The organism is Natrinema sp. CBA1119 (assembly GCF_002572525.1).
In the GTDB taxonomy this organism is placed as follows: Archaea; Halobacteriota; Halobacteria; order Halobacteriales; family Natrialbaceae; genus Natrinema.
This window is the reverse complement of sequence record NZ_PDBS01000001.1, coordinates 3673713-3696380: the sequence shown is the minus strand read 5'-3', so window position 1 is coordinate 3696380 and position 22668 is coordinate 3673713. Positions and strand designations below refer to the sequence as shown.

General features: G+C 63.9%; 24 protein-coding genes. 10 read left to right on the top strand and 14 right to left on the bottom strand.

Going from position 1 to position 22668, the window contains the following annotated elements; all coding sequences use genetic code 11:
- Positions 1-212: 212 nt before the first annotated feature.
- From bluB to CP556_RS18185, 7 genes are all read right to left on the bottom strand, one after another.
- Complete coding sequence (bluB, locus tag CP556_RS18210; RefSeq protein ID WP_098726902.1) at positions 213-911, bottom strand: 5,6-dimethylbenzimidazole synthase; 699 nt, start codon at positions 909-911, stop codon at positions 213-215.
- A 105-nt stretch (positions 912-1016) separates the two neighbouring features.
- Entirely contained in the window at positions 1017-1943 is a 927-nt protein-coding gene (locus CP556_RS18205) for an endonuclease III domain-containing protein (protein ID WP_098727471.1), read from the bottom strand.
- Between the two features lie 79 nt (positions 1944-2022).
- Complete coding sequence (locus CP556_RS18200) at positions 2023-2436, bottom strand: DUF371 domain-containing protein (RefSeq protein WP_098726901.1); 414 nt, start codon at positions 2434-2436, stop codon at positions 2023-2025.
- A 60-nt stretch (positions 2437-2496) separates the two neighbouring features.
- Positions 2497-2871 carry a hypothetical protein gene (locus CP556_RS18195; RefSeq protein WP_098726900.1) on the bottom strand — a complete coding sequence of 125 codons (375 nt, stop codon included), beginning with the start codon at positions 2869-2871 and terminating at the stop codon, positions 2497-2499.
- Between the two features lie 76 nt (positions 2872-2947).
- Positions 2948-4291 (bottom strand): alkaline phosphatase family protein, encoded by a 1344-nt coding sequence (locus tag CP556_RS18190; protein WP_098726899.1) that lies wholly within the window; start codon positions 4289-4291, stop codon positions 2948-2950.
- A 194-nt stretch (positions 4292-4485) separates the two neighbouring features.
- Complete coding sequence (locus CP556_RS26805; RefSeq protein ID WP_255291500.1) at positions 4486-4620, bottom strand: hypothetical protein; 135 nt, start codon at positions 4618-4620, stop codon at positions 4486-4488.
- A 248-nt stretch (positions 4621-4868) separates the two neighbouring features.
- Complete coding sequence (locus CP556_RS18185; protein WP_098726898.1) at positions 4869-5399, bottom strand: inorganic diphosphatase; 531 nt, start codon at positions 5397-5399, stop codon at positions 4869-4871.
- Between the two features lie 204 nt (positions 5400-5603).
- Between CP556_RS18185 and CP556_RS18180 the strand changes: the two genes are divergently transcribed.
- Positions 5604-5963, top strand: coding sequence for a PadR family transcriptional regulator (locus tag CP556_RS18180; RefSeq protein WP_098726897.1), 360 nt, complete (start codon positions 5604-5606; stop codon positions 5961-5963).
- Here the strand turns inward: CP556_RS18180 and CP556_RS18175 are convergent.
- Both CP556_RS18175 and rnhA read right to left on the bottom strand, forming a co-directional pair.
- Positions 5960-6595: a DUF7108 family protein gene (locus CP556_RS18175; protein ID WP_098726896.1), complete on the bottom strand. Its 636-nt coding sequence runs from the start codon at positions 6593-6595 to the stop codon at positions 5960-5962. The genes CP556_RS18180 and CP556_RS18175 overlap by 4 nt on opposite strands.
- Positions 6596-7013: 418 nt before the next feature.
- Positions 7014-7607 (bottom strand): ribonuclease HI, encoded by a 594-nt coding sequence (gene rnhA / locus CP556_RS18170; RefSeq protein ID WP_098726895.1) that lies wholly within the window; start codon positions 7605-7607, stop codon positions 7014-7016.
- A gap of 162 nt (positions 7608-7769) precedes the next feature.
- On the opposite strand from rnhA, the gene CP556_RS18165 reads away from it, so the two are divergent.
- Complete coding sequence (locus tag CP556_RS18165; RefSeq protein WP_098726894.1) at positions 7770-8732, top strand: transcription initiation factor IIB; 963 nt, start codon at positions 7770-7772, stop codon at positions 8730-8732.
- Positions 8733-8804: 72 nt separating this feature from the next.
- On the opposite strand, the gene gfcR is transcribed toward CP556_RS18165, so the two are convergent.
- Positions 8805-9464: a transcriptional regulator GfcR gene (gene gfcR, locus CP556_RS18160; protein WP_098726893.1), complete on the bottom strand. Its 660-nt coding sequence runs from the start codon at positions 9462-9464 to the stop codon at positions 8805-8807.
- A complete protein-coding gene (locus CP556_RS18155) occupies positions 9461-10585 on the bottom strand; it encodes a glucose 1-dehydrogenase (RefSeq protein ID WP_098726892.1) in 1125 nt (374 codons plus the stop codon). The genes gfcR and CP556_RS18155 overlap by 4 nt, the downstream gene beginning before the upstream one ends.
- A 207-nt stretch (positions 10586-10792) precedes the next feature.
- On the opposite strand from CP556_RS18155, the gene CP556_RS18150 reads away from it, so the two are divergent.
- The 5 genes from CP556_RS18150 to CP556_RS18130 all read left to right on the top strand — a co-directional run bounded on the left by CP556_RS18150 (position 10793) and on the right by CP556_RS18130 (position 16032).
- Positions 10793-12103: an HAD hydrolase family protein gene (locus CP556_RS18150; protein ID WP_098726891.1), complete on the top strand. Its 1311-nt coding sequence runs from the start codon at positions 10793-10795 to the stop codon at positions 12101-12103.
- 377 nt (positions 12104-12480) lie between these two features.
- Complete coding sequence (locus CP556_RS18145; RefSeq protein ID WP_098726890.1) at positions 12481-13161, top strand: helix-turn-helix domain-containing protein; 681 nt, start codon at positions 12481-12483, stop codon at positions 13159-13161.
- Positions 13162-13274: 113 nt separating this feature from the next.
- Complete coding sequence (locus CP556_RS18140; RefSeq protein WP_098726889.1) at positions 13275-14192, top strand: dihydrodipicolinate synthase family protein; 918 nt, start codon at positions 13275-13277, stop codon at positions 14190-14192.
- 69 nt (positions 14193-14261) lie between these two features.
- Positions 14262-15386, top strand: a complete 1125-nt coding sequence (locus CP556_RS18135; RefSeq protein WP_098726888.1) for an acyl-CoA dehydrogenase family protein — start codon at positions 14262-14264, stop codon at positions 15384-15386.
- Positions 15387-15492: 106 nt separating this feature from the next.
- Complete coding sequence (locus CP556_RS18130; RefSeq protein WP_098727470.1) at positions 15493-16032, top strand: HAD family hydrolase; 540 nt, start codon at positions 15493-15495, stop codon at positions 16030-16032.
- 29 nt (positions 16033-16061) lie between these two features.
- Here the strand turns inward: CP556_RS18130 and CP556_RS18125 are convergent, their stop codons facing one another.
- Complete coding sequence (locus CP556_RS18125) at positions 16062-16295, bottom strand: DUF5822 domain-containing protein (RefSeq protein WP_098726887.1); 234 nt, start codon at positions 16293-16295, stop codon at positions 16062-16064.
- Between the two features lie 115 nt (positions 16296-16410).
- Here CP556_RS18125 and panB point away from each other — a divergent pair, with 115 nt between their 5' ends.
- Entirely contained in the window at positions 16411-17223 is an 813-nt protein-coding gene (gene panB, locus CP556_RS18120) for a 3-methyl-2-oxobutanoate hydroxymethyltransferase (protein ID WP_098726886.1), read from the top strand.
- 41 nt (positions 17224-17264) lie between these two features.
- Here panB and CP556_RS18115 read toward each other — a convergent pair whose 3' ends face one another.
- On the bottom strand, positions 17265-18062 hold the full coding sequence (locus CP556_RS18115) for an alpha/beta fold hydrolase (RefSeq protein ID WP_098726885.1): 798 nt from the start codon (positions 18060-18062) through the stop codon (positions 17265-17267).
- Positions 18063-18304: 242 nt separating this feature from the next.
- Here CP556_RS18115 and CP556_RS18110 point away from each other — a divergent pair, with 242 nt between their 5' ends.
- Both CP556_RS18110 and CP556_RS18105 read left to right on the top strand, forming a co-directional pair.
- The gene (locus CP556_RS18110; protein ID WP_098726884.1) at positions 18305-18553 is read left to right on the top strand and encodes a DUF7127 family protein; all 249 of its coding nucleotides are present in this window, start codon (positions 18305-18307) and stop codon (positions 18551-18553) included.
- Positions 18550-20811, top strand: a complete 2262-nt coding sequence (locus tag CP556_RS18105) for a CDC48 family AAA ATPase (protein WP_098726883.1) — start codon at positions 18550-18552, stop codon at positions 20809-20811. Before CP556_RS18110 ends, CP556_RS18105 begins: the two co-directional genes overlap by 4 nt.
- A gap of 355 nt (positions 20812-21166) precedes the next feature.
- On the opposite strand, the gene tnpC is transcribed toward CP556_RS18105, so the two are convergent.
- The gene (tnpC, locus tag CP556_RS18100; RefSeq protein WP_098727245.1) at positions 21167-22582 is read right to left on the bottom strand and encodes an IS66 family transposase; all 1416 of its coding nucleotides are present in this window, start codon (positions 22580-22582) and stop codon (positions 21167-21169) included.
- Positions 22583-22668: the final 86 nt, after the last annotated feature.

Sequence of the window (22668 nt, the reverse complement as noted above, 5' to 3'; positions counted from 1 at the left end):
CGCCTCGCCCTTTTCATGTCCACCAGGACCGCACTTGCGCGGCGCGCGGATCCGCGCGCCGCGCCAGGTGACCTGCCCTTCCCCGTCACTCGAGCGCGCGCCTCCTGATCGAGGCGCGCGCTCGAGTCGGCCACTATGGACGATCGAACCGTGTAACAGACAGAGGGAGTCCAGCTGGATCAGGACCACAGTGAATCCAGCTCGGGCGATCGTCAACTGCTGTTCGACGAAACGACTGTTTCGCTATCGGTCTCGGTCGACTCGTCTGCGTCCCATCGCTCCTCGTGGACGAGCGGTTCCATCTCGAGCCGGTCGCGCCAGCCCTCCTGCTGGAGGACCGGCTCCTCGGGGAAGCCGTCCTCGGGATAGCCCAGACAGAGGTACGCGACCGGCGTCACGTGTGGTGGAATCCCGAGAACCTCCCGGACCTCGTGCGGGTAGAGGACGCTCACCCAGCCGACGCCGACGCCTTCCGCTCGAGCGGCAAGCCAGAGGTTCTGCACTGCGAGACAGGTCGAGTAGACGTCGGTCTGTGTCATCGAACTGCGACCCAACACGTGGGGAGCGCCGCGAGTCGGATCGCAGGTCACGCAGACGTTGATCGGCGACTCGCGGATCCCCTCGAGTTTCAGCGCGGCGAACTCGCTTTTCCGGGGCTCCTCGTAGCCTTCGCGAGCGGCCGCGATGGCACGCTCTGCAATCGCGGCGATGTCGGCTTTCGTCCCGTCGTCGCTGACGACGACGAGGTCCCACGGTTGCGAAAAGCCGACGCTCGGGGCGTGATGTGCCGCTCGAATCAGCCGCTCGAGGAGCTCATCCGGAATCGGGTCGTCACGAAATCGCCGGATATCGCGTCGGGCGTAGATCGTCTTGTACACCGCGTCCCGTTCCGCCTCCGTGAATGCAACCATTGATTCATCTATGAAAGAACGGTTGGTTAAAACCGCTGACTGGGCCTCGGGATGCGAACTCGAGTCCGGCGAACGCCGACGGACGCCGCTCGATCGGCCGGCCGCTCACTCGGGTGCCTCTGCGGGGTCGACGACCTCGCCCGTCGCGGGGTAGACTCCCACCTGATCGCAGCTATCGGCCATCGGACAGGCGTCGGGATCCTCGAGGCAGGCGGGCTTGCGCGCCGTGCAGTACTCGCGGCCGAACTGGATCGTCGCCGTGTGGCCGAAGCCGCACTTCGCCGCGGGCACGTCGCGCTCGAGGACGGCCCGAACCTCCTCGTGGTCCGCATCCGGCGGGGCGATCCCCATGCGCCGATAGATCCGGTGGACGTGCGTGTCGACGGGGAAAACGCCGCTGCGACCGCCCGCGAAGAGCAACACGCAGTCGGCGGTCTTCGGCCCGACGCCGCGGACCTCGAGCAGCGTCTCGCGCACCGTTTCGGGGTCCTCGTCCCTGACGAACGCATCAAATTCGGTTGCGGAGCCGAACGTCTCCACGACCCACGCCGCGGTGTCGATGAGCGTCTCGGACTTCTGGTTGTACAACCCCGCACCGCTGATCGTTTCGGCGAGAATCGACTGCTCGGCGTCCGCGAGCGATTCGGCGAGGTCGACGCCTTCGGCTCGCGGGTGCCCGCTCACGGCTTCGTCGTTCGCATCATCGAGACCCTCGCGTCGTTCGCGCCTCGCACCGCTCACACTGTTCGCACCGTTCGCGTCGCGTTGGGACGCACCGCCGTCATAGCGCTCGAGCAGCGCGTCGTGGGCCGGCTGACTCGCCTTGTCGCTGGTGTTCTGACTTAGAATTGTCCGGACGAGGCAGGTGAAGGCGTCCTGTCCACCGTACGTTTTCTGCCAGTATCGCTCGCCCAGTCGATCGACGACGCGTTCCGCGCGTGTGTCGGCCGTCGCGGGATCGAACTCCGCGGCCGCACCGCCGCCCGCCCTGCCGCCGCTGATGTTCATGGTCGGCTCAGGATCGTCGCTCATAGCCGTCCGTTCGGACTCGGCGACCAAAACCGCGACGGAGGTCGGACTCGTCCCCGCCGGTTCCGTACTGCGACCGAGCTCACTCGACGGAAATGGTCACCGTCGCTTCGGCCCCGTCGGCCAGTGCTGCGACGAGGTCGCGGTCGAACCCCTCGGCCGCAAACTCGGTACCGAGAACGATCGTTCGGTCGTCCACGTAGTCGCTCGTCCGGCCGACCGCGCTGCGCTCGCTCGTGAACTCGAGAGCCGGATCGCCGCGCCCCGTCACGGATTCCGTGTGCCCGTCGGCCTCGAGGGTGACCGTGATCGTCGCGTCGACGTCCCGGCAGGCCGCGACGAAGTCGGGATCGAAATCCGCCGGCGCGCGGTCGGCCTCGATCGCGAGGATGCAGTCGCCGGCGGCGGTGAGAAAGTCGTCCGTCGTCACTTCGAAGGTGCTCGCGTGCTCGGCGCTAACGTTCTCGTGGCCGCGAGCGTGAATGACCTCGTCCATAGAGGGCGGTTCGGTGCCGGCCGGAAAACGGGATCGAATCGGAGCGGTGGCGGTGGTGGATTACGGCCGCGACGTCGATCGATACCCCGACTGGAATTCGCGGACGCCCGCGCCGAGGACGTTTCCGAGGACGACGGCGAACAGGATCGCGACGAGCCCGCCGCTCCACTCGGCGTGCAGAGAACCGGTCCCGATGCCCGCGACCGCGACGAACGCCCCACCGGCGGCTGCGAGACGGGCAAGTCCCAGTCGGAGTCGCGAGCCAGTCCGACGCGACAGCAGGTACTGGGGCAGTCCAACGCCGACGGCCAGATAGATCGCGATTCCGACCGGCGTGACGCCGAGCACGGCCGGGCTCTCGGTGATCGCGCTAACGACGCCGGCGAGCAAGAAGGCGAGCGGCACACTCGCTCCGACGACACGAATATCACTCATTTCATCATTCATACTATCAGCCGGGATACGGACAAAAGTACACCTTCGCCTGTTCAGCGAACTGACGGGACGGCGGTCAAGCGAGACTCGTGCCGTCGAAATCGCCACGACTGTACTCGATCTCCATCAGATCGAGGATCGTCGGCGTGATGTCGAACAGATCGGCGTCCTCGATCGTCGCGTCCGGGCTGTCGATGTACAGCGACGTATCGTCGAAGCTGTGCATCCCGTTGCGCGGCCCCGTGGTAAAGATCTCGGAGTCGGCCTTGAAGCCGGATTTGAGGTCGAAGCCGTTGGTCGGAATCGCGACCAGGTCGGGTGCGATGTCGGCGTGATCACCGCGGAAGGCTTCCTCCTTCTCGACGACGCGGTCGACCACCTTGTTGCCGTTTGGCCCCTCGAGCGCCTCAAGGTCAGCTTTGAGTTCGTCGCGAACCGCGTCGTATTCGTCTTCGGGGACGGCACCGCGGGGTTCGCGGCCCTCGAGGTTGATGTAGAAACGCCCGGGGATGAACGAGTACGCCTTCGCGTCGTCGGCGATGTCGCCCAACTCTTCGGGCTCGTCGGTTCCGAAGGAGAGCCAGCCCTCCTCCCGGAGCCACTCATTGAAGTGGACCTCGTAGTCGAGGCTGGTAAAGCCGTGATCGGAGGCGACGATCAGGGTGACGTCCTCCGGCAGCGAGTCGCGCAGCCGACCGATGTAGTCGTCGACCTTCCTGTAGAACTCGATAAACTCGTCGCGGTACTCCCCGTCGCGCTCGTAGTCCTTGAACAAGAAGTGGTTGACCCGGTCGGTGGTCATGAAGACGCCGAAGAACAGGTCCCAATCGTCCTCCTCGATGTAGTGCTGGAAGGCCTCGTACTGCGCATCGACCGTCGCGTGGGCGTCCTCAATGAAATCGGATTTGTCGTCCTGATGGCCGAGTTTCGGATTGACGTCGATCCGGTAGTCGAGTGTCTCGAGGTAGTCGCGGACGTCATCGGGATAGGCCGCCTTGTCGAGGCCGGGTGAGAGGAAGCCCGACACCATCCGCTGGACGTCGCGCTGGGGCGGGAAGGTGACGGGGACGTTCATCACCGTTGCCTTGCGTCCGTTCTCCTGGACGCGGTCCCAGACGCGGTCAGCCTGGACGTCGCGGCCCATCGGGACGTACGTGTCGTAGGTGCCGACCTCGCGGTCCTGAAAGCCATACACCCCCGTCTCACCGGGGTTCACACCGGTCGTTAGCGACGGCCAGCAGGCGCTGGATTCCGGTGGAACGATGCTCGAGATTTCCTCGGCGGTCCCGTCGTCGGCGATCGCAGCGAAGTTCGGGAACAGTTCCTCGTTCTCCGAGAGGAGACTATACGGCACGCCGTCGACCCCGATAAATGCGACACGGGGGTCGCCGTCGCCCCGTAGTCGGTCGAACAGACCCATGGGCGGACGTAGTCCGACCGGATACAAGAAGCTTCGTTTCGAGACAGTCTTTTGCGAACGGCTGACACTCCGGTCGCTACACCGCCGGACGGCCGTCGGGAATTCGGGAGTCAGCCGCCGGGGATGTCGGTGATCGGTAGTTGATTAATGGGCCGGGACAGACGATCGCTGAATCGGGGCGGACGGCGGAATCGTTACTCCTCGCGGCCGTTCGCGTCCTCGGGGTCGAAGTTAGTTGGAACGACCGTGGGATGGGCCATGCCGGCGGCGGCCTCGACCGCGTCGTCGGCCGACGGAGGCGTTCGCGCGGGGTAGTCGGATGCTGCCATACACGGAGGAATAACGGGATGTACGGGGATAAAATTACCCATGCTCATAATGCATGTCCCGACCGGCCGCGGATTACTCACGGGAATCAACGGGAGTATCGTCGCTACTCGGGCGTTTCGTAATTCACGACTCGGTCGTGTCTCTCGGTCCTGTATTCCGACTTGATGGCCATCTCCGATACACCTTATCAGCGTCCCGCGAGAACAAACAGATCGAAACGCAGATCGCACTGCAGTTCGGTCCGTCGCTAGAAGTTCTCGTCGTAGAGATCCTGGGCGTGTTCGATCGCGTCGTAGGCCGCCTGTTTGTCCTCCCAGCCTAGCGTCTCGACTTCCTTGCCCTCCTCGAGGTTCTTGTACGTCGAGAAGAACTCGTCGATCTCGTCGAGTTCCTGTTGTGGGATGTCGTCGAGATTCTGGATGTGGTCGTAGCGCGGGTCCTCGCTCGGGACGGCGATGACCTTGTCGTCTTGCTCACCGTCGTCGTCCATCTTCATCAGTGCGACGGGACGGGCCTCGATAACGCACCCGGGGAACGTCGCATCCTCGACGAGCACGAGTACGTCGAAGGGGTCCTCGTCGTCGTAATAGGACTGCGGGATGAAGCCGTAGTCGCTCGGATAATGGACGTTGCTGTGCAGGACCCGATCGAGGACGACGCCCGGAACGTCCTTGTCGTACTCGTACTTGTTTCGCTCGCCCTTGAGACACTCCACGACGGCGTAGATCTCTTCTGGCGGATTCGGTCCGGTCTCGAGGTCTTCCCAGAGGTTGACCATGTACCTGAGAGTTCACGGTCGATCAAAAAGTACTTTCGTAATCGAGTGTCACGAACTACGTGACGGTTGCCAGATATCCAAAAGACACGAATCAGGCACATACACCCGTATCCGGCGGTATTGTGGCTGGTAGCAGGTTGTACACCGGCTGATACGAAGGAATAGTTGACAAGTCTTAAATACTCTGGTAACATTTGCACACGTATGTCAGAGGCACAATCAATCACCGGCGAACAGAGTATTGCACGCGAACTCACCGCCTTCCAGAACAACATCCTCGTCATCCTCGCGAAGGAGCCGATGTACGGCCTGGCGATCAAGCGAGAGCTCGAGGACTACTACGGGACGGAAGTAAACCACGGACGACTCTACCCCAACCTCGACGAGCTCGTCGATCTGGGCCTGGTCGAGAAGAGCGAACTCGACAAGCGAACGAACCAGTACTCGCTGACCGACGACGGCTACGACGCCGTCCTCGACGGCATTCAGTGGTCGCTCTCGAAGGTCGTCACGGGCGACGACCGCGCCGACGAGATCCGCGACATCGTCGAGAACAGCTACTAGAACTGGCGCTTCGGGACCGGCTCGGTTGCCGCCTCGAAGACGAGTTCGATCGACTCCGCCAACACATTTTGCTGTTTTTCGGACGGCCAGGCGTTCCTGACGACGTATTCCGTCCGAAACTCCGCGAGTTCGTCACCCGTTAGTTCATCCATCGGCTTCGCGTAGTGATTGCCCGCGAAATCGGCCAGCATCGCCGCGTTGTCGCCGTGCACGTCGCCGTGATCCGCTCGGACCGCCGCGACGAGGTCGCGGTTGTGCTCGTCGACTGCTTCCCAGTCGTCCGGACTCTCGGCCCCCTCGAGCGGAATCTCGACCGCGCGGTCGATGTCCTCGATGCGATCGGTTCGGATGACGCCGTCCTCGTGCCACTCCTCGGGATGGAGTACCAGAACATCGTCGCCGTCTTCGTTGCGGATGCGGGACGTGAAGTCGTGCTCGTCGAGCAGTTCATCGGATCGATTTTCGTAGGCCTCAACTTCGTTTTCGTCGACCGCGGTGCGCTCGAGCCGGGTTAGTCGTTCGACTTCGTCGACGACCTCTCTGGGGATGTCCGACTTGCTCGGATCGGTGGCATCGTCTCCGCCCTGCTGGTCACCCGAAGCGTCGGCGTCGACTGCGTTCGGATCGGTCATGGGAGAGCGTACGCGCTCGAACGGTTTTCCCCTTGCTGATTCACTCCGAGTGAGCACAGCGAAGAACGAGTTGGGAATGGAACAGTAGGTGCTGATGGAATATGGTAAAAGAAGCGTCCTACTATCGTGGCAACACGGAGAGGCCACACCCTCCCCAACCGATTCGCTCACTCCCTGCGGTCGTTCGCTCATCCACCGTCAGAGCAAGCTCTGACAAGCCTTCGCTCACAGAGTTCGCGAAGACCTCGCACGGCTTCGGGCCGCGGCTCACACGGCTCACGGCTCCCTGCGGTCACCGTTCGCTTTCTGAGGCGCTCACTTCGTTCACGCCTCGCCTCCGTTCGCCGCGGCACAGCGCGCGCCACCATTCCGATTGACCAGTCCGAAGTGATACGTCGTTCCCCCGAATTGAGCGACCCTAGGCCTGATCTAGAGCCTCGTTCACGAGGCCGTCAGCGCGGTCGTTGGCCTCTCGAGGGACGTACTCGAGGGTCCACTCGTCGAACGACTGCAGCAGCTCGTGGACGGTCACGCGCTTCTCGCGGAGTTCTGGGTTGTTCGTATCGTACTCGCCGCGGACCTGCTTGACGATGAGTTCGGAGTCGCCGCGGACGTGTACCTCGTCGTAGTCGTAATCGCGCGCGGCCTCGAGGCCCGCGATCAGCGCCTCGTACTCGGCCTGGTTGTTCGTGGCCGTCCCGATCGTTTCGCCGTTCTCGGCGACGATTCCGTCGCCGGTGACGATCACCCAGCCGATTCCGGCGGGACCGGGATTGCCACGGGAACCGCCGTCGAAATAGACGTGGGCGCGTCCGCCGTGCTCGCGGAGCAATGCCTCGATATCCCGCGGGTCCGATCCCTGAATCACAATCTTGTCGTCATAGGCGACGGCCGTGGCACCGCCGCGGCTCGCCCGCCAGCGCTCGTGGTCAGTGTTTCCCGAGTCGACGGCGACGTCCGCCTCCTCGAGTCGTTCGCGGGCCGCCTCGACGTCGCACTCGATGACCGGCATTCGTCTCCGTGATCGGCCAGAATCGGATAAAGGTTTTCCGGTTCCGTTTCGTAAAACTCGGGAGTATACCCTTGAGTCGGCTGTTTTCGAGCGATACGGAGCACCAGCCGAAACCCCCTCCCAAATCTTTATGTACCATAATGAGACTACTATAAAAGTGCGATGACACGGTCCACCCGCCAGCGGGAGCGAACGCGCGAGACGGACGAGACCGAGGAACAAGAGGGGGAACGTGCCTGCCCCGAGTGTGAATCGGACAATCTCGTCAAGGACTCCGACCGGGGAGAGCTCATCTGCGAAGACTGTGGGCTCGTCGTGGAGGAGGAACAGATCGACCCAGGCCCGGAGTGGCGGGCGTTCAATCACTCCGAACGGCAAGAAAAGTCCCGCGTCGGCGCGCCGACGACCCAGACGATGCACGACAAGGGGCTGACGACGACAATCGACTGGAAAGACAAGGACGCCTACGGCCGCTCGATTTCTTCGAAAAAACGCAGCCAGATGCACCGGTTGCGCAAGTGGCAAGAACGCATTCGAACCAAAGACGCCGGCGAGCGGAACCTCCAGTTCGCGCTCAGCGAGATCGATCGGATGGCATCCGCGCTCGGCGTCCCGCGCTCGGTTCGGGAGGTCGCGTCGGTCATCTATCGGCGCGCGCTCAAAGAAGACCTCATCCGCGGACGATCGATCGAAGGGGTCGCGACGTCCGCGCTGTACGCCGCCTGTCGCAAGGAAGGGATCCCGCGAAGCCTCGAGGAGATCTCGGAAGTCTCGCGCGTCGAACGCAAAGAAATCGGTCGCACGTATCGATACATCTCGCAGGAACTCGGCCTCGAGATGCGTCCCGTCGACCCGAAAAAGTACGTCCCGCGCTTCTGTTCTGAACTCGAACTGTCCGAAGAGGTCCAGACCAAGGCCAACGAAATTATCGAGAAGACGGCCGAGGAAGGACTACTTTCGGGCAAGTCACCGACGGGGTACGCCGCGGCCGCGATCTACGCTGCGTCCCTGCTCTGCAACGAGAAGAAGACCCAGCGCGAGGTCGCCGACGTCGCACAGGTGACCGAGGTGACGATCCGGAACCGCTATCAGGAGCAGATCGAAGCGATGGGCATTCACGGGTAGCCGAAGGCGAACTCGGTACCCTCTCTCGACTTTATCGCATCACGTATTCGATCCAGCGACTGCGTCCGTCGGCTAGTCGTCCTTGCCGACGCTGATGACCTGCAAGAGCGAGTAGACGGGGACGCCCTCGAGTTCCTCGAGACCCTGTTTGTCGGCGATGACGACGCAGGCGAGCGGTTTGCCGCCCTCGGCGCGGATCGCCTCGATCGTCTCGCGCATGGTGGTGCCGCTGGTGATTGTATCGTCAACGATGTAACATTCCCGATCGCGGATACCGGCGAAATTCCTGGAGAACGTGCCACCGAGATCCTCGATGTCGCCTTCCTCCCACTGGTGTTTCGCGGGGGTGTAGGTCCCGAGATCGGTCTCGAGTTCACGGGCGACCAGCGTCGCGATCGGGCCGCCGGCTTTCTCGATGCCGATCGTCAGATCCACGTCTTCGCCGTGTTTGGCGAGCATGTCGGCCATCGCCGAGGCGATGGCGCTCATCCGTTTGCTGTCCCGGCCGATCGCGGACCAGTCGACGTGGATGTCCTGTGGGCCGCTCGCACCGGGGGTTTCATCGGTTCGCTGGGGCGGTTGTTCGGTCGCCTGCGGGGTCGTTCCGCTACGCTCGACGAGCCAGCTTGCGGTCTCCCGGGAGACGTTCAACTCGTCTGCGATCTCTCCCTTCGAGAGACCGCGAGCCGCGAGCTCGGCCGCGCTCTCGATCAAGTCGTCGACGTTTTTCATATGGATGCGAATTCGACCGCCGTTTTTATAGTCGTGTCGTCATCCGCCCCCGCCGTCGATGCGTGTCCGGCCGCCGGGACGCGCGCGGTCGCCTTGGGGAACGCCCGATCGACCGACTCGAGGTCGTAGACGCCGGTCACGGTCGACTCGAGCACCCAGTCGGGAAGGCTCGAGAGCGTCTCGATTGCCCGCTCGAAGTGGCGGCGGTTGGAGTTGACGCTGCCGACAAGTGCCTTGTTGTGCAACACGAGTTCGCGGTGCAGTCGGCCGCCGTCGACTTCGAACGACCAGTCGGCGGGGACGCCGAGCAGGGCGGCGACGCCGTTGGGGGCGAGCGCGTCGATTGATTCGAAGGCGTGTTTCGCGTGACCGGTCGCCTCGTAGACGACGTCCATCGGCTCGTACGCGCCCGTGATAGCGGAGACCGGCGTCTCGCGGGAATCGATGTAGGTCGCGCCGAGTCGCTCCGCGATGTCGATCGTTGGGTGTGGTCGATCCTTCCGCCCGAGACAGTAGACCCGCTCGTAATCGAGCGTCTCCGCGAACATCGCGACGGTCAACAGCCCCAGCGAGCCGGTGCCGAGGACGAGCGCGGATTCGGGCCGCCAGTCGAACGCTGAGCGCGTCGCGCGAGCGTGTTCGATCGCCTTTTCGGTAATGCTGATCGGTTCCACGAGAAAGCCCCACTGCGCTAGCTCGGCCGGAATCGGAACGAGATCAGCTGCCGGGCTTGTAATGTACTCCGCCATGAACCCGTGTGCGCCGACGATACCGCGTTCGACGTACTCGCCGTCGGGGGCCATGTCAGGCTCGCCCGCCTCGAAGTAGTCGTTCGTCTCGGCGCCCGCTGGCGGCCGTCGCACCGTCGGGACGACGTACTGTCCGTCCTCGAGGTCGGTTCCGTTCGCGTCTTCGACGATGCCGACGGCCTCGTGTCCGAGGATCAGCCGGTCGTCTCCGTCGGGAACGCTTCCGTGGTCCCCGTCGATGACCTCGTAATCGGTCCCGTCGATACCGACGCGACAGATCCGTACGAGCGCTTCGCCGGGAGCGGGTTCCGGAACGGGTCGGTCGACGACCTCCGGGAGACCCGCTCCGGGCTGGACTGCGATGGCCTTCATTGTCTCCCGGTAGGAACCGTGACGTTAAATATTTATTCCTACTCGAGTAAATATCATCATGCTCGGATATCGGAGACGTGAGATCGTCCGGCCGGGATCGATCGAGCGGCGAACTGACTGCGATCGGAACGACTGCGATCGAAACGGTTTCGGCCAGAACGACTGCGACCGGAAACGGTTATCCGTCCGCCCATGCCTGTAGCCCACATGGAACGGTACGATCTCGTCTATCGGCTCTACGACGAGCACGACACGGCGACGTTGCGGGAGTACCAGGAGTTCGTCGACGTCTTCCCGGCGGTCGACTCCAGAGTCGCGCTCGAGCACTGGCAGGAGGCGACCGAGGAACTCGAGGATCGTAAGGACGAGATCCGGTCGGCGTTCGCGGCCGGCGAGACGTTCGCGGAGATCGCCGCCCGCACGACTCGCGATCAGGCCTTCACCGCGCTCGACCTCGAGGCGAAGTACGGCCGCGCGGTGAACGTCCTCGTGCTCGACGTCGACGAGACGCTGCGCTCCGCCGGTGGAACGGACAACGAGATCCCCCGGGAGACGCTGCACTTCCTGACGGAGTTCCACGAGGCCGGCGTCCCGATCGTCATCTGCACGGGCCAGACCTTAGAGAACGTCAAGGGCTTTGCGATCCAGGGGCTGGGGAGTGAGATCGTCCACTCGGGGAACCTCTCGATCGTCTACGAGGCGGGGACGGGCGTGTTCACGCCGGGCCACGGTGCGGAGACGAAACAGTTGCTTTACGAAGACCTCGATGAGTCCATTCGAACCGTCTTCGACGACGTCCGGTCGCGCGTCTTACCGGAGGCGCCCGAGGAACTCCGCCGGGGCTGCCACCTCCAGGGCAACGAGTTCAACGTCACGATGAAGCCCAACTACGAAACCGGGTCCGCGGACGCCCGCGAAATCATCGACGAGGCGCTGGTCTATCTCATCGATCTGCTCGCCGATGCCGTCGGACGGGTGCTCGAGGATGCAGGCAAGGAGGTGAACGGTGAGAACGGGGAATCAGCCACCGGCGGCGAGAGTGAGCTGACGCCCGGCGACGAAACGATCACCGACTGGACCCGCGCCTTCTACGCCGGCCAGGACCCGGAGATCAGGGCGGTCCTCGAGGGCGAGGGGGCGTACCCCGACCTCGCGACCGACGACGTCCCCGACCGGCTCGAAGCGACCCTCGAACGGATCGACGTCGCCTACTACGAGGCCGATGCGGCCGAAATCGGTAGCCTCGAGTTGAATAAGGTGGTGGGCGTCCAACGCGCGCTCGACGTACTCGGAGTCGAGAACCCCTTCGCGCTCGTGATGGGCGACTCCAAGAGCGATCTGCGCGTGATGGAGTGGGTCGCCGACACCGACGCCGGGATCGCGGCCGCCCCGGAACACGCCTCGCAGGAGACCCTCCAGCACGTCCTCGAGACGGACGAACTCGTCTTCGATCGCGGGAAGAGCGTCGACGTGCTCCGGACGGTGTACGCGCTCAATCGGCTGGCGCATCTCGGGTGATCGATCGTACTCGTTTCGCGCGTACAGTGTCACCCGATCCGGATCCGAACTGCCGTCCGTTCGACATTGCCGTCCGATAGATCCCGTCGACATTCCGTCTCAGTCACGTGATTCTGACCGTCGTCAGACGCGACTTACTCTCTTAAACGGCCGGAATACAAAGGCCCGCTCATCAAGCGTATCCGAGTTGTTCCTTCTCTCAGCACGATCCGGTGAGCGTACTGTCGACGGCGCCCTCACAGCCGCAATGGACGAGGCGTTCGCGACGACACCGAGCGGATCGGCTGGAGATTTATGAGACGAATCGAGTCCCAGCACCACGACAGCGGCGTCGTTCACCGACCGGACTCGAGCCAGCGCTACGAGGTGATCCACCAATGACGACGATCGCAGAACTTTCGCTTTCGACGGACGAGTTCGCACTCGCAGAGACCCTCCAGCAACTACCGTCCCTCGACGTCCGCGTCGAAAGCGTCGTCGCGGAAGGGCCGACCCGGACCGTCCCGCTCGTCTGGTTTTCGAACGTCGACCGCGACGACCTCGAGACGGCTCTCGAATCGGATCCGACCGTTGCCGAGTACCGACGGCTGCTCGGGAACACCGAGGACGGCGAACTGTTCTACCGCTTGGAGTACGCGGCGACCGTCGAGTCCGTCTGTCAGTGCGTCTACACCGACGGCGGGACGGTTCTCGACGCGCAGGTGACCGACGGCCAGTGGACGCTCCGGCTCCTCTTCCCCCACCGTGAGGAGCTGTCGGACGCTGTCTCAGCCATCGAGGACTGCGGCGTTCGGGTCGACGTGAGACGCATGGTCGAGGCCGGACAGGACGAGGAACTCGAGACGACGGCGGCGCTGACCGAGCCCCAGCAGGAGGCGATCGCCGAGGCGTATCGGCAGGGCTACTACGACGTCCCGCGGGAAATCTCGCTCGAGGAGCTCGCGAACGAACTCGACATCTCTCATCAGGCGCTCTCCGAGCGGCTCCGTCGGGCGAACCGCGTCCTCGCGGGCGAGCAGTTGGAGAGCCCGTCGGGCGAGGTGGCGACGCCGGACTGACTCGAGGTCGGCGGGGCGTCGTTCGCTCGCGTTCGGCGACCGGTGGCTATTCGAGCGGTCGAGCGAGTCGCGGCGGCAGGCGTTTTTTGGCCGTCCCCGACGGAGTGTGTTGCATGGCGAATCACGATTCCGGCGCCGCCGACCCGCTGTCGCTTCGCGGCGTCGTGCCGCCGACCGTCACCGCGTTCCGGGAGGACGAGTCCGTCGATTACGAGACGACGGCTGCACACGCCCGTTTCGTCGTCGACCGCGGGGTACACGGCGTCTTTCCGCTCGGAACCAACGGCGAGTTCCCGCTGCTCTCGGGCCCGGAGCGCGACCGGATCGTCGAGGCGGTCGTCGATGAAGTCGGTGATGACGTGCCAGTCATCGCCGGCGTCGGCGCTCCCAGTACCTATCGGACAGTCGCCCACGCCGAACACGCCGAATCCGTTGGCGCGGACGGCATCGTCGTCGTGACGCCGTACTACTATCCGCTGGACCACGACGGTGCCCTCGAGCACTATCGACGGGTCGCCGAGGCCGTCGACGTACCGGTCTATATCTACCACATCCCGAGCAAGACCGGCAACGAACTGTCGCTCGACACCCTCGCTGCGCTCGCAGATATCGACAACGTCGTCGGCTGCAAGGACTCGAGCAAGGACGTGCCGTGGCTCGCCCAGGCGATCGACGCCCACCCCGACCTGACCTTCCTCGCGGGGTCGGACTCGCTGATCTTCACCGGGCTCGCCGTCGGCTGTTCGGGCGCGGTCAGCGCGGTCGCAAACGCGTTCCCGGAACTCGTCGTCGACTGCTATGACGCCTACGACGCGGGCGACGACGAACGAGCGCGGGAACTCCAGAGCGAAATATTCGATGTGCGAGACGCGTTCAAGACCGGCGGCGCGTACATGTCCGGCGTCAAGACCGCACTCAGAATGCGGGACTTCGACGCCGGCCCGTTGCGGAGCCCGCTCCGGCTGAAGGATGACGACTCCGCACGGGAGATGCGCGAGGCGCTTCAGGCGCTGGAACTCGATGTGATCTGAGTTCCACTCGCCGCACTCGCGACGAGCGTCCGACACCGGGACTTTTGCGACGGCCGTCCAATGGCCGCTATGGAACTCACTGCGGAGCAGGAAGCGGTCCGCGAGGCCGTCCGGGAGTTCGCGCGCGAGGAGATCAGGCCGACCGCGCTCGAGGCCGACAGGGAGCAGGAGTTTCCCGAAGCCGTCTGGGACGGCCTCGCCGACCTCGATCTGACGGGGCTGACGGTCCCCGCCGAGTACGGCGGCTACGAGGCGGATCCGGTGACGGCCGCCGTGGTTAACGAGGAAGTCGCGTACGGAATGCTCTCGGTGGCGACTGCCCTTTCAGTCCACTCGCTGGCGACCTCCTGTATCGCCGAGTTCGGGAGCGACGCCCAGCAAGAGCGGTGGCTACCCGAGATGGCCGCGGGCCGCCCCGTGGGCGCGTTCGCGCTCTCGGAACCCCACGCGGGGTCGAACCCGGCGGAGATGTCGACCGAGGCCCGCAGAGAGGGCGACGAGTACATCATCGACGGCGAAAAGCAGTGGATCACCAACGGCGAGCGCGCGGGCGTCTACGTCCTCTTCGCGAAGACCGACCGCGACGACCCCGGCTCGGTCACCCAGTTTCTCGTTCCAGCCGACGTGGACGGCCTCTCGATTGGCGAAAAAGAGGACAAACTCGGTCTGCGCGCGAGCGATACGACGGGCCTGACCTTCGACGATGTTCGGATCCCGGCCGAAAACCGCCTCACCGAGGAAGGAAAGGGGCTCTCGGCCGCGTTTCACATCCTCACCGGCGGCCGGATCGCCATCGCCGCCCAGTCGGTGGGCCTCGCACAGTGTGCGCTCGACGAGGCGCTGGCTTACAGCCAAGAGCGCGACCAGTTCGGCGGCCCCATTTCGGACATCCAGACGATCCGGCACAAACTCGCCGAGATGGCGACCAAAATTCGGGCCGCGCGCCTGCTGACTCGAGACGCTGCCCGAAAGCGAGCAGCCGGCGGCGCGGCACTCGAGGCGAGCATGGCGAAGTACTGCGCGAGCGAGGCGGCGATGTTCGTGACGAACGAGGCGGTCCAGATCCACGGCGGCTACGGCTACGTCACCGAGGGCGAAGTCGAACGGCTCTATCGCGACGCCAAGATTACCGAAATCTACGAGGGGACGACCGAGATCCAGAAGACGGTGATCGCTCGGGAACTGCTCGAGTAAGAGAGCGGGTAGAGCGCGGTGGCGAGTGAAGTCCAGTACCGAGTCGGTGGTTCGCGGCGGGCGACACGGCGAACAGTATATTCGCGTCCCGCACGTATTGGCGGTCGTGACCGGGTACGAGGCCATCGTCTACGATCTGGACGGAACGCTCGTCGATCTCGACGTCGACTGGAACGCCGTCGCCGTCGACGTCCGCGAGGTGTACACCGCCGCGAACGTCGACCCGCCGAGCGACGGGCTCTGGGACATGCTCGAGGTCGCGGCCGACGTGGGGCTGGCCGATGAGGTGGAAGCCGCTATCGCGGCCCACGAGCACGACGGGGCGCGGACCTCCGTTCGACTCGCACACGCCGACGAACTGCTCGAGCGGGCGCTGCCGGCGGGCGTCTGTTCGCTCAATTGCGAGCAAGCGTGTCGGATCGCGCTCGACGAACACGCGCTCGACGACGCGGTCGATGCCGTCGTCGGTCGCGACACGGTCGACACGTGGAAGCCGGATCCGGAACCGTTGCTTGCGACGGTTCGAGCGCTCGAGGTCGAGCCGGCGGCGGCGCTATTTATCGGCGATTCCGCGCGCGACCGACACGCCGCAGAACGAGCGGGAATGGACTTCGAGTACGTCGGCGAGGGGCCGTCGGGCGTCTGAGCGCTCGGCTCGAGAGCGACTCGAGCCCGTTAAGTCTGCGTTCGCTTCGCGTAGGCGAAGACGACGATAGACGTGACTAACCAGACGGGTGCACCGACTCGGATCGCGAACTCGACCCGGTCGGCCCACGTCGGGAGGGTCGCCGCCGTGGATAGCAGGACGACGACCGGCGCGCCGACCAGAATGGTTGCGACGAAGGTCGTCTGCATCACCCAGCCGTAATCGACGCCGTCGGGCGAGGTCGTTTCGACGGGTTCTGGCACGCGTGAGTATCGCGACCGACTCCTCTTAAGCGCCGCGGATACGGCCCCAGCGGACGCTCGGCCGTCAGTGGCGGAAGAACAACGCTGTTTAGTTCTCGGCGGCTAAGCTGTGGGTATGCCTACCGTGCGGGATCTCAGAGCGAAGGCCGGTGAGGAGCCGATCACGATGCTGACCGCGTACGACGCGCCGACGGCGGCGGTCGTGGACGAGGCCGGCGTCGACATCATCCTCGTCGGTGACAGCCTTGGAAACACCAATCTGGGGTATGAGACGACGCTCCCGGTTACCGTCGACGACATGGCTCGCCACACCGGTGCGGTCGCCCGCGCGACCGACGACGCCCTCGTCGTCGCCGACATGCCGTTTCTCTCGATCGGGGTCGACGAGGCGGCGAGCGTCGAGAACGCGGGCCGGATGCTCAAGGAGGCTGACGCTCACGCGGTCAAACTCGAATGCGGTCCCCACACCGTCGAACTGACCGAGAAACTGGTCCAGCTCGGAATCCCCGTGATGGCCCACCTCGGACTGACGCCCCAGCACGTCAACCAGTACGGCGGCTATCCGCGGCAGGGGACGGATCGGGACGGTGCCGAGCGCATCCTCGAACTGGCCGAAGCCCACGAGGCGGCCGGGGCGTTCTCGCTCGTCCTCGAGCACGTGCCGTCGAATCTCGCGGCCGACGTGACGGCGGCGCTGGACACCCCGACGATCGGGATCGGTGCCGGCCCGGACTGCGACGGACAGGTGCTCGTCGTCGACGACGCGATCGGGCTCAGCGAGTGGTCGCCCTCCTTCTCGAAACGGTTCGGGAACGTTCGTGCGGAGATGGAGTCCGCGGTCGGGGAGTACGTCTCGGCGGTCGAATCCGGCGAGTTCCCCGCCGACGAACACAGTCACGAGGAGAGCGATCTCGAGGACATTTACTGAGCCGTCGTCGCCTCGGTCCGACAGCTGTCTCGAGCCGACTCTCAGTACCAGTCTCGATTTCGGTCACCGGCGATCTCGGATAGGAATTCGTCGACGACCGTGTTGAACGCGGACGGGCGTTCGATCATCGCCAGGTGTGCGGCGTCCTCGATCTCTGCGAGTCCGGCCTCGTCGATTTCGTCGGCGAGGTACTCGTGAAACCACGGCGGGGTCAACTGGTCGTACTCTCCATACACTGCGAGCGTGGGTGTGTCGATCTCGTCGACGCGGTCGCGGACGTCGAACTCGTGGCAGGTCAGAAAGTCCCGGCGCGTGACCGCCTGGCCGGTATCGTACATCCGTTCCATTGATCGCTCGCGGAGATCCGAGTCGGGGTCGTGAAAGAGCCGATCCGGGCCGTGGAGGAATTCGACCGCGCGCTCGAAATCGGACCGAAGCCACGCCAAGAGATCCTCGAGCACGCCGAGTCGAGCGCCGGTCCCCGTCAGGACGGCCGCCGCGGGATCGAACTCGCGCTCGAGCAAGATGTGGAGGACGACGGCACCGCCGAGGGAGTTTCCGACGAGCACCGCCGCGTCGGTCGCCTCGACGACGGCCAGCACGTCGTCGGCGTAGGCCGACAGCGCCGAGTACCCCGCGCTGGCATCGATGTCGTCCGACTCACCGTGCCCGCTGAGGTCGACCGTGACGAGCGGTGCGTGATCCGCGAGCGGCCGCTGTCCGTCCCAGACGTCGTGAGATCCGCCGCTCCCGTGGATACAACAGATAGGTGGTCCGTCGCTGCCCCGGTCGACGACCTCGTACGCCGTCTCCCGTCCGTAGTGTGTTACCGTTTCCATACGGAACGACACAACCGGAACCGGCATAAAGACTCGATTCGGTGGAGACCGGAGTACGCCAGCAACGAGGATATTATCGTTCCGAACCAATCGAGTATCACTGGACCGATCGAATAACCGCATAAACTCTCACTGTGAACGTGAACTACGAACAATCACTTTCCAGCCGATACGCCGCCCTCATGCGGTCTACCGGCGAAACATATATATGTGAGTGGCGCTTACCTTGGGTTAGTTACAGCATGACTCTCGAACAATTCACCCTCGATGAGGGGCAGGTGGCCCGCCAATACGAATACGACGACAGCACGGTGATGGCTGTCGACTTCGGTACCGAAGAGGCCGATGCGTCGGTCGACGTTGTCGACGACACGGTTATTGTCGTCCTCACCGACGATCAGTACGAAATCGAACTCCCTGCGAATAGCGAGAACCCGCACACGTTTATCAAAAACGGCGTTCTCACTGTCGAACTGGAGGAGGAACGATGAAACTCACTGTCAAACCACTGAAACAGAAAGACGCCGGCCGCGGACTGGCCGCGATCGACCGCGTCTCCATGAACGAACTCGACCTCGAGAACGGGGACTACATCGTCATCAAGGGCAAGAGCGAGGCACAGGCTGTCGCTCGCGTCTGGCCCGGCTACCCCGAAGACGAGGGGCGCGGTATCGTCCGGATCGACGGCCGCCTGCGTCAGGAGGCCGACGTCGGGATCGACGACAACGTCACCATCGAACCCGCTGACGTCAAACCCGCCAAATCGGTCACCGTGGCGCTGCCACAGAACCTGCGGATCCGCGGTGACATCGGGCCGCTCGTCCGCGACAAGCTGAGCGGGCAGGCCGTTACCGAGGGCCAGACGGTACCGTTCTCGCTCTCGTTCGGGCCCATGGCCAGCTCCGGTCAGTCGGTTCCGCTGAAGATCGCGAGCACCTCACCGTCGGGTACCGTCGTCATCACGGACTCGACGAGCATCGAAATTTCCGAGACGCCCGCTGAGCAGGTCCAATCCGGCGGCGGTGCGTCCGCGGAGGGCGTCCCGAACGTCGCCTACGAGGACATCGGCGGCCTGGACGACGAACTCGACCAGGTCCGAGAGATGATCGAACTGCCGATGCGCCACCCCGAGCTGTTCCAACAGCTGGGCATCGAGCCGCCGAAGGGCGTCCTCCTGCACGGCCCGCCGGGCACGGGGAAGACCCTGATGGCCAAGGCCGTCGCAAACGAGATCGACGCCCACTTCGAGACGATCTCCGGGCCGGAGATCATGTCGAAGTACTACGGCGAGAGCGAAGAGAAACTCCGGGAGGTCTTCGAGGACGCCGAAGAGAACGCTCCCGCGATCGTCTTCATCGACGAACTCGATTCCATCGCCGCCAAACGTGAAGAGGCCGGCGGTGACGTCGAACGACGTGTCGTCGCCCAACTGCTCAGCCTGATGGACGGCCTCGAGGAACGGGGCCGCGTCACGGTCATCGCCGCGACCAACCGCGTCGACGCGATCGATCCCGCGCTCCGGCGCGGCGGTCGCTTCGACCGCGAGATCGAGATCGGCGTTCCCGACAAGGAGGGCCGCAAGGAAATCCTGCAGGTCCACACCCGCGGGATGCCCCTGGACGAGGAGATCGACCTCGATCAGTACGCCGAGAACACCCACGGCTTCGTCGGTGCCGACCTCGAGTCGCTGGCCCGCGAGAGCGCGATGAACGCGCTCCGTCGCATCCGCCCCGAACTCGACCTCGAGTCCGAGGAGATCGACGCCGACATCCTCGAGTCGTTGGAGGTCTCCGAACGGGACTTCAAGGAGGCGCTCAAGGGCATCCAGCCCTCCGCGATGCGCGAGGTCTTCGTCGAGGTCCCCGACGTCACCTGGAACGACGTCGGCGGGCTGGGCGATACCAAAGAGCAGCTCCGCGAGACGATCCAGTGGCCGCTCGACTACCCCGAGGTGTTCGAGCAGATGGACATGCAGGCCGCCAAGGGCGTCCTCATGTACGGCCCGCCGGGCACGGGGAAGACCCTGCTCGCCAAGGCCGTCGCCAACGAGGCCCAGTCGAACTTCATCTCGATCAAGGGCCCCGAACTGCTGAACAAGTACGTCGGGGAGTCCGAGAAGGGCGTCCGCGAGGTCTTCGAGAAGGCGCGGTCGAACGCACCGACCGTGATCTTCTTCGACGAGATCGACTCGATCGCGGGCGAACGCGGCCAGCGTCAGGGCGACTCCGGCGTCGGCGAACGCGTCGTCTCCCAGCTCCTGACGGAACTGGACGGCCTCGAGGAACTCGAGGACGTCGTCGTGATCGCCACGACCAACCGGCCGGACCTGATCGACAGCGCCCTGCTCCGTCCCGGTCGACTCGACCGCCACGTCCACGTGCCGGTCCCCGACGAGGACGCTCGTAAGGCTATCTTCGAGGTCCACACCCGCGACAAGCCGCTGGCCGAATCGGTCGACCTCGAGTGGCTCGCCGGTCGGACGGACGGCTACGTCGGTGCCGACATCGAAGCGGTCTGCCGCGAGGCCTCGATGGCCGCCAGCCGCGAGTTCATCAACTCGGTCGACCCCGAGGAGATGGCCGACACCATCGGGAACGTCCGCATCAGCCGCGACCACTTCGAGCACGCGCTCGAGGAGGTTAACCCGAGCGTCGCCCCCGAAACCCGGGAACAGTACGAGGAGCTCGAAGAGGAGTTCCAGCAGGCCGAACCGGGCCAGGACGAACAGCTCGGCCGCACCTTCCAGTAAGGTTGACGGCCGCAGCCGTCGTTCGGTCCGCGACTAGCAATTCTTCTTTACGAGTAATCGTCCCCGCTTGCAGTCGGTGACCGCCGGTCATCGTCTGCACGGCGGTCAGCGACTGGCAGCGTACCACGAGGGACCTACATATTCCGTTCGCTCGTAGCTCTCCCAGCGGAACGCGAGCCGATTCCAATGCATCAATCCAAAGCGGAGCTGAGGAGTTCATCCTCTTTAGCCCGCACGAGGAGCACACGGACGTCTTCGATCATATGGCGGCCAAAATGGGTGAATAACGATGGCGACGACACAAAACCAAAAGATTGCGGCGATACCGTGTCCATACTGCGAGCAGGGTATGTGTTTACCCCGAAGTCTCGACAGCCGGCACAGCGTGAGCCCGTAAGATCATCTCATTGTTGCTGACGACTCGACGAAGTTCTTCGTAGGGATTGCGTCCCTGCTGGCGCCATGTCGCCAGCAGGGACAAGAGCGTCTCGTGAACGAACATACCTCGGTCGTTACGGAGTGTGCCGATGATTTTCCGGAGAACGACTGGTTCACGCAGTGCGTTCTCAGCTGCGTTGTTCGTCTGGGAGACCGCTGGCTCACCGACGAAGGTGAGCCAGTGGTCGATCCCTCCTTCGATCTTCCCGAGTAGTGTTGCCACTGTTTCGTCGGTTACTGACCGCTCAACGAGCGATCTAAGCCCGTTCTGGCATGATCGGTGCATCTGTGCTCTCTCACGAGGACTCGGGTCGGTCTCCAGCCACGACTGGAGACCGACGAACATCTGTTTGAGATACCGGTGAACCGGCTCTGCCTCCTCGTGGTCACTAGCAATGTCCTCGGCTTCCCGGAGAAGATGTGCCCAGCACCGCTGAAGATTACTGGTGAACGCTGGATACGCCGTCCACCCATCGCAGATGACCGTTCCCGCGAAGTCCTCTCCGAGGACTTCCGCGGGGACATCGCTCCCACGACTTTCTCTTACGGCGTACAGTGTGTGCTCTCTCGTCCGAAACGTCCAGATCCACGCTTGCTCACCCTCGCGTTTGATACCAGTTTCGTCGACGTGAACGATCTCTGCTTGCTGAATCTGTCTTCGAATCTGTTCATATTCGTAGCGACCGGCGCGCGCAGCGCGCTCGGTCGCGTGCCACGCGGACGCGCCTGAGAGTTCTAGCCCGTGCAGTTGCTCGAAGCGATCAGCGATTTTCCGGTAGGGAAGGCGGTGATCGTACCGAGAAAGTGCTGCTTGAGAGATGACGTTCACCCCGAACTGCCCCTCATTGGGGCAGTCGGGGTGTGTAGCAACAGTTTCTGTTCCACAAGAGTCGCACTGGTAGCAGTGGCGGTTGTACTGGGTGACTTCAGGAGGCTGCGGATCAGGAACCTCCTCAACGAGTCGGGGGCTGACGCCCACCGACTCGTCGAAGTGTTTGCCACATTCGGGACAACAGTCACGGGTGACTTCGATCTCTTTGTCGGGACCAGCTGTTACACGCCACTCTGGATCATGACCGTCCTTCCGTCCAGGAGTGCCGCCGTCGGTTCGAACATTCTCGTCTTCGTCGTCCTGCGAGGTCGGGGACTCGTCAGTCCCCGACCGTCGCTTACTGGGTGGCGTGTGCGGATTTTCGTACTTGCGAAGACGTGTTTCGAGTTCTTCTATCCGCTCGTCCTTCTGATCGACTTCCTGTTGAAGTTCTTCGACTTGTTGTTCAAGTTGAAGAAGTCGAGAAAGGAGCTCTTCTTTGGTGAAATCGTCTGCGTTCACAGACTCCACCAACGAGTTATGACAGCAGAGGCAACGGGATGGGCTCCGCAGTGGAGCCCATCCCTGAGAGTCGTATCCGATGTCTG

Bases quoted from the DNA above. Each gene is read 5' to 3' on its own strand.
- CP556_RS18165 (WP_098726894.1), top strand. From the start codon at position 7,770: ATGACACGGTCCACCCGCCAGCGGGAGCGAACGCGCGAGACGGACGAG.
- CP556_RS18140 (WP_098726889.1), top strand. From the start codon at position 13,275: ATGGCGAATCACGATTCCGGCGCCGCCGACCCGCTGTCGCTTCGCGGC.
- CP556_RS26805 (WP_255291500.1), bottom strand. From the start codon at position 4,620: ATGGCAGCATCCGACTACCCCGCGCGAACGCCTCCGTCGGCCGACGAC.
- CP556_RS18195 (WP_098726900.1), bottom strand. From the start codon at position 2,871: ATGAGTGATATTCGTGTCGTCGGAGCGAGTGTGCCGCTCGCCTTCTTG.
- CP556_RS18105 (WP_098726883.1), top strand. From the start codon at position 18,550: ATGAAACTCACTGTCAAACCACTGAAACAGAAAGACGCCGGCCGCGGA.
- bluB (WP_098726902.1), bottom strand. From the start codon at position 911: ATGGTTGCATTCACGGAGGCGGAACGGGACGCGGTGTACAAGACGATC.
- CP556_RS18180 (WP_098726897.1), top strand. From the start codon at position 5,604: ATGTCAGAGGCACAATCAATCACCGGCGAACAGAGTATTGCACGCGAA.
- CP556_RS18200 (WP_098726901.1), bottom strand. From the start codon at position 2,436: ATGGACGAGGTCATTCACGCTCGCGGCCACGAGAACGTTAGCGCCGAG.
- panB (WP_098726886.1), top strand. From the start codon at position 16,411: ATGCCTACCGTGCGGGATCTCAGAGCGAAGGCCGGTGAGGAGCCGATC.
- CP556_RS18185 (WP_098726898.1), bottom strand. From the start codon at position 5,399: ATGGTCAACCTCTGGGAAGACCTCGAGACCGGACCGAATCCGCCAGAA.
- CP556_RS18205 (WP_098727471.1), bottom strand. From the start codon at position 1,943: ATGAGCGACGATCCTGAGCCGACCATGAACATCAGCGGCGGCAGGGCG.
- CP556_RS18150 (WP_098726891.1), top strand. From the start codon at position 10,793: ATGGAACGGTACGATCTCGTCTATCGGCTCTACGACGAGCACGACACG.
- CP556_RS18190 (WP_098726899.1), bottom strand. From the start codon at position 4,291: ATGGGTCTGTTCGACCGACTACGGGGCGACGGCGACCCCCGTGTCGCA.
- CP556_RS18115 (WP_098726885.1), bottom strand. From the start codon at position 18,062: ATGGAAACGGTAACACACTACGGACGGGAGACGGCGTACGAGGTCGTC.
- rnhA (WP_098726895.1), bottom strand. From the start codon at position 7,607: ATGCCGGTCATCGAGTGCGACGTCGAGGCGGCCCGCGAACGACTCGAG.
- CP556_RS18155 (WP_098726892.1), bottom strand. From the start codon at position 10,585: ATGAAGGCCATCGCAGTCCAGCCCGGAGCGGGTCTCCCGGAGGTCGTC.
- CP556_RS18145 (WP_098726890.1), top strand. From the start codon at position 12,481: ATGACGACGATCGCAGAACTTTCGCTTTCGACGGACGAGTTCGCACTC.
- CP556_RS18110 (WP_098726884.1), top strand. From the start codon at position 18,305: ATGACTCTCGAACAATTCACCCTCGATGAGGGGCAGGTGGCCCGCCAA.
- CP556_RS18175 (WP_098726896.1), bottom strand. From the start codon at position 6,595: ATGACCGATCCGAACGCAGTCGACGCCGACGCTTCGGGTGACCAGCAG.
- CP556_RS18135 (WP_098726888.1), top strand. From the start codon at position 14,262: ATGGAACTCACTGCGGAGCAGGAAGCGGTCCGCGAGGCCGTCCGGGAG.
- gfcR (WP_098726893.1), bottom strand. From the start codon at position 9,464: ATGAAAAACGTCGACGACTTGATCGAGAGCGCGGCCGAGCTCGCGGCT.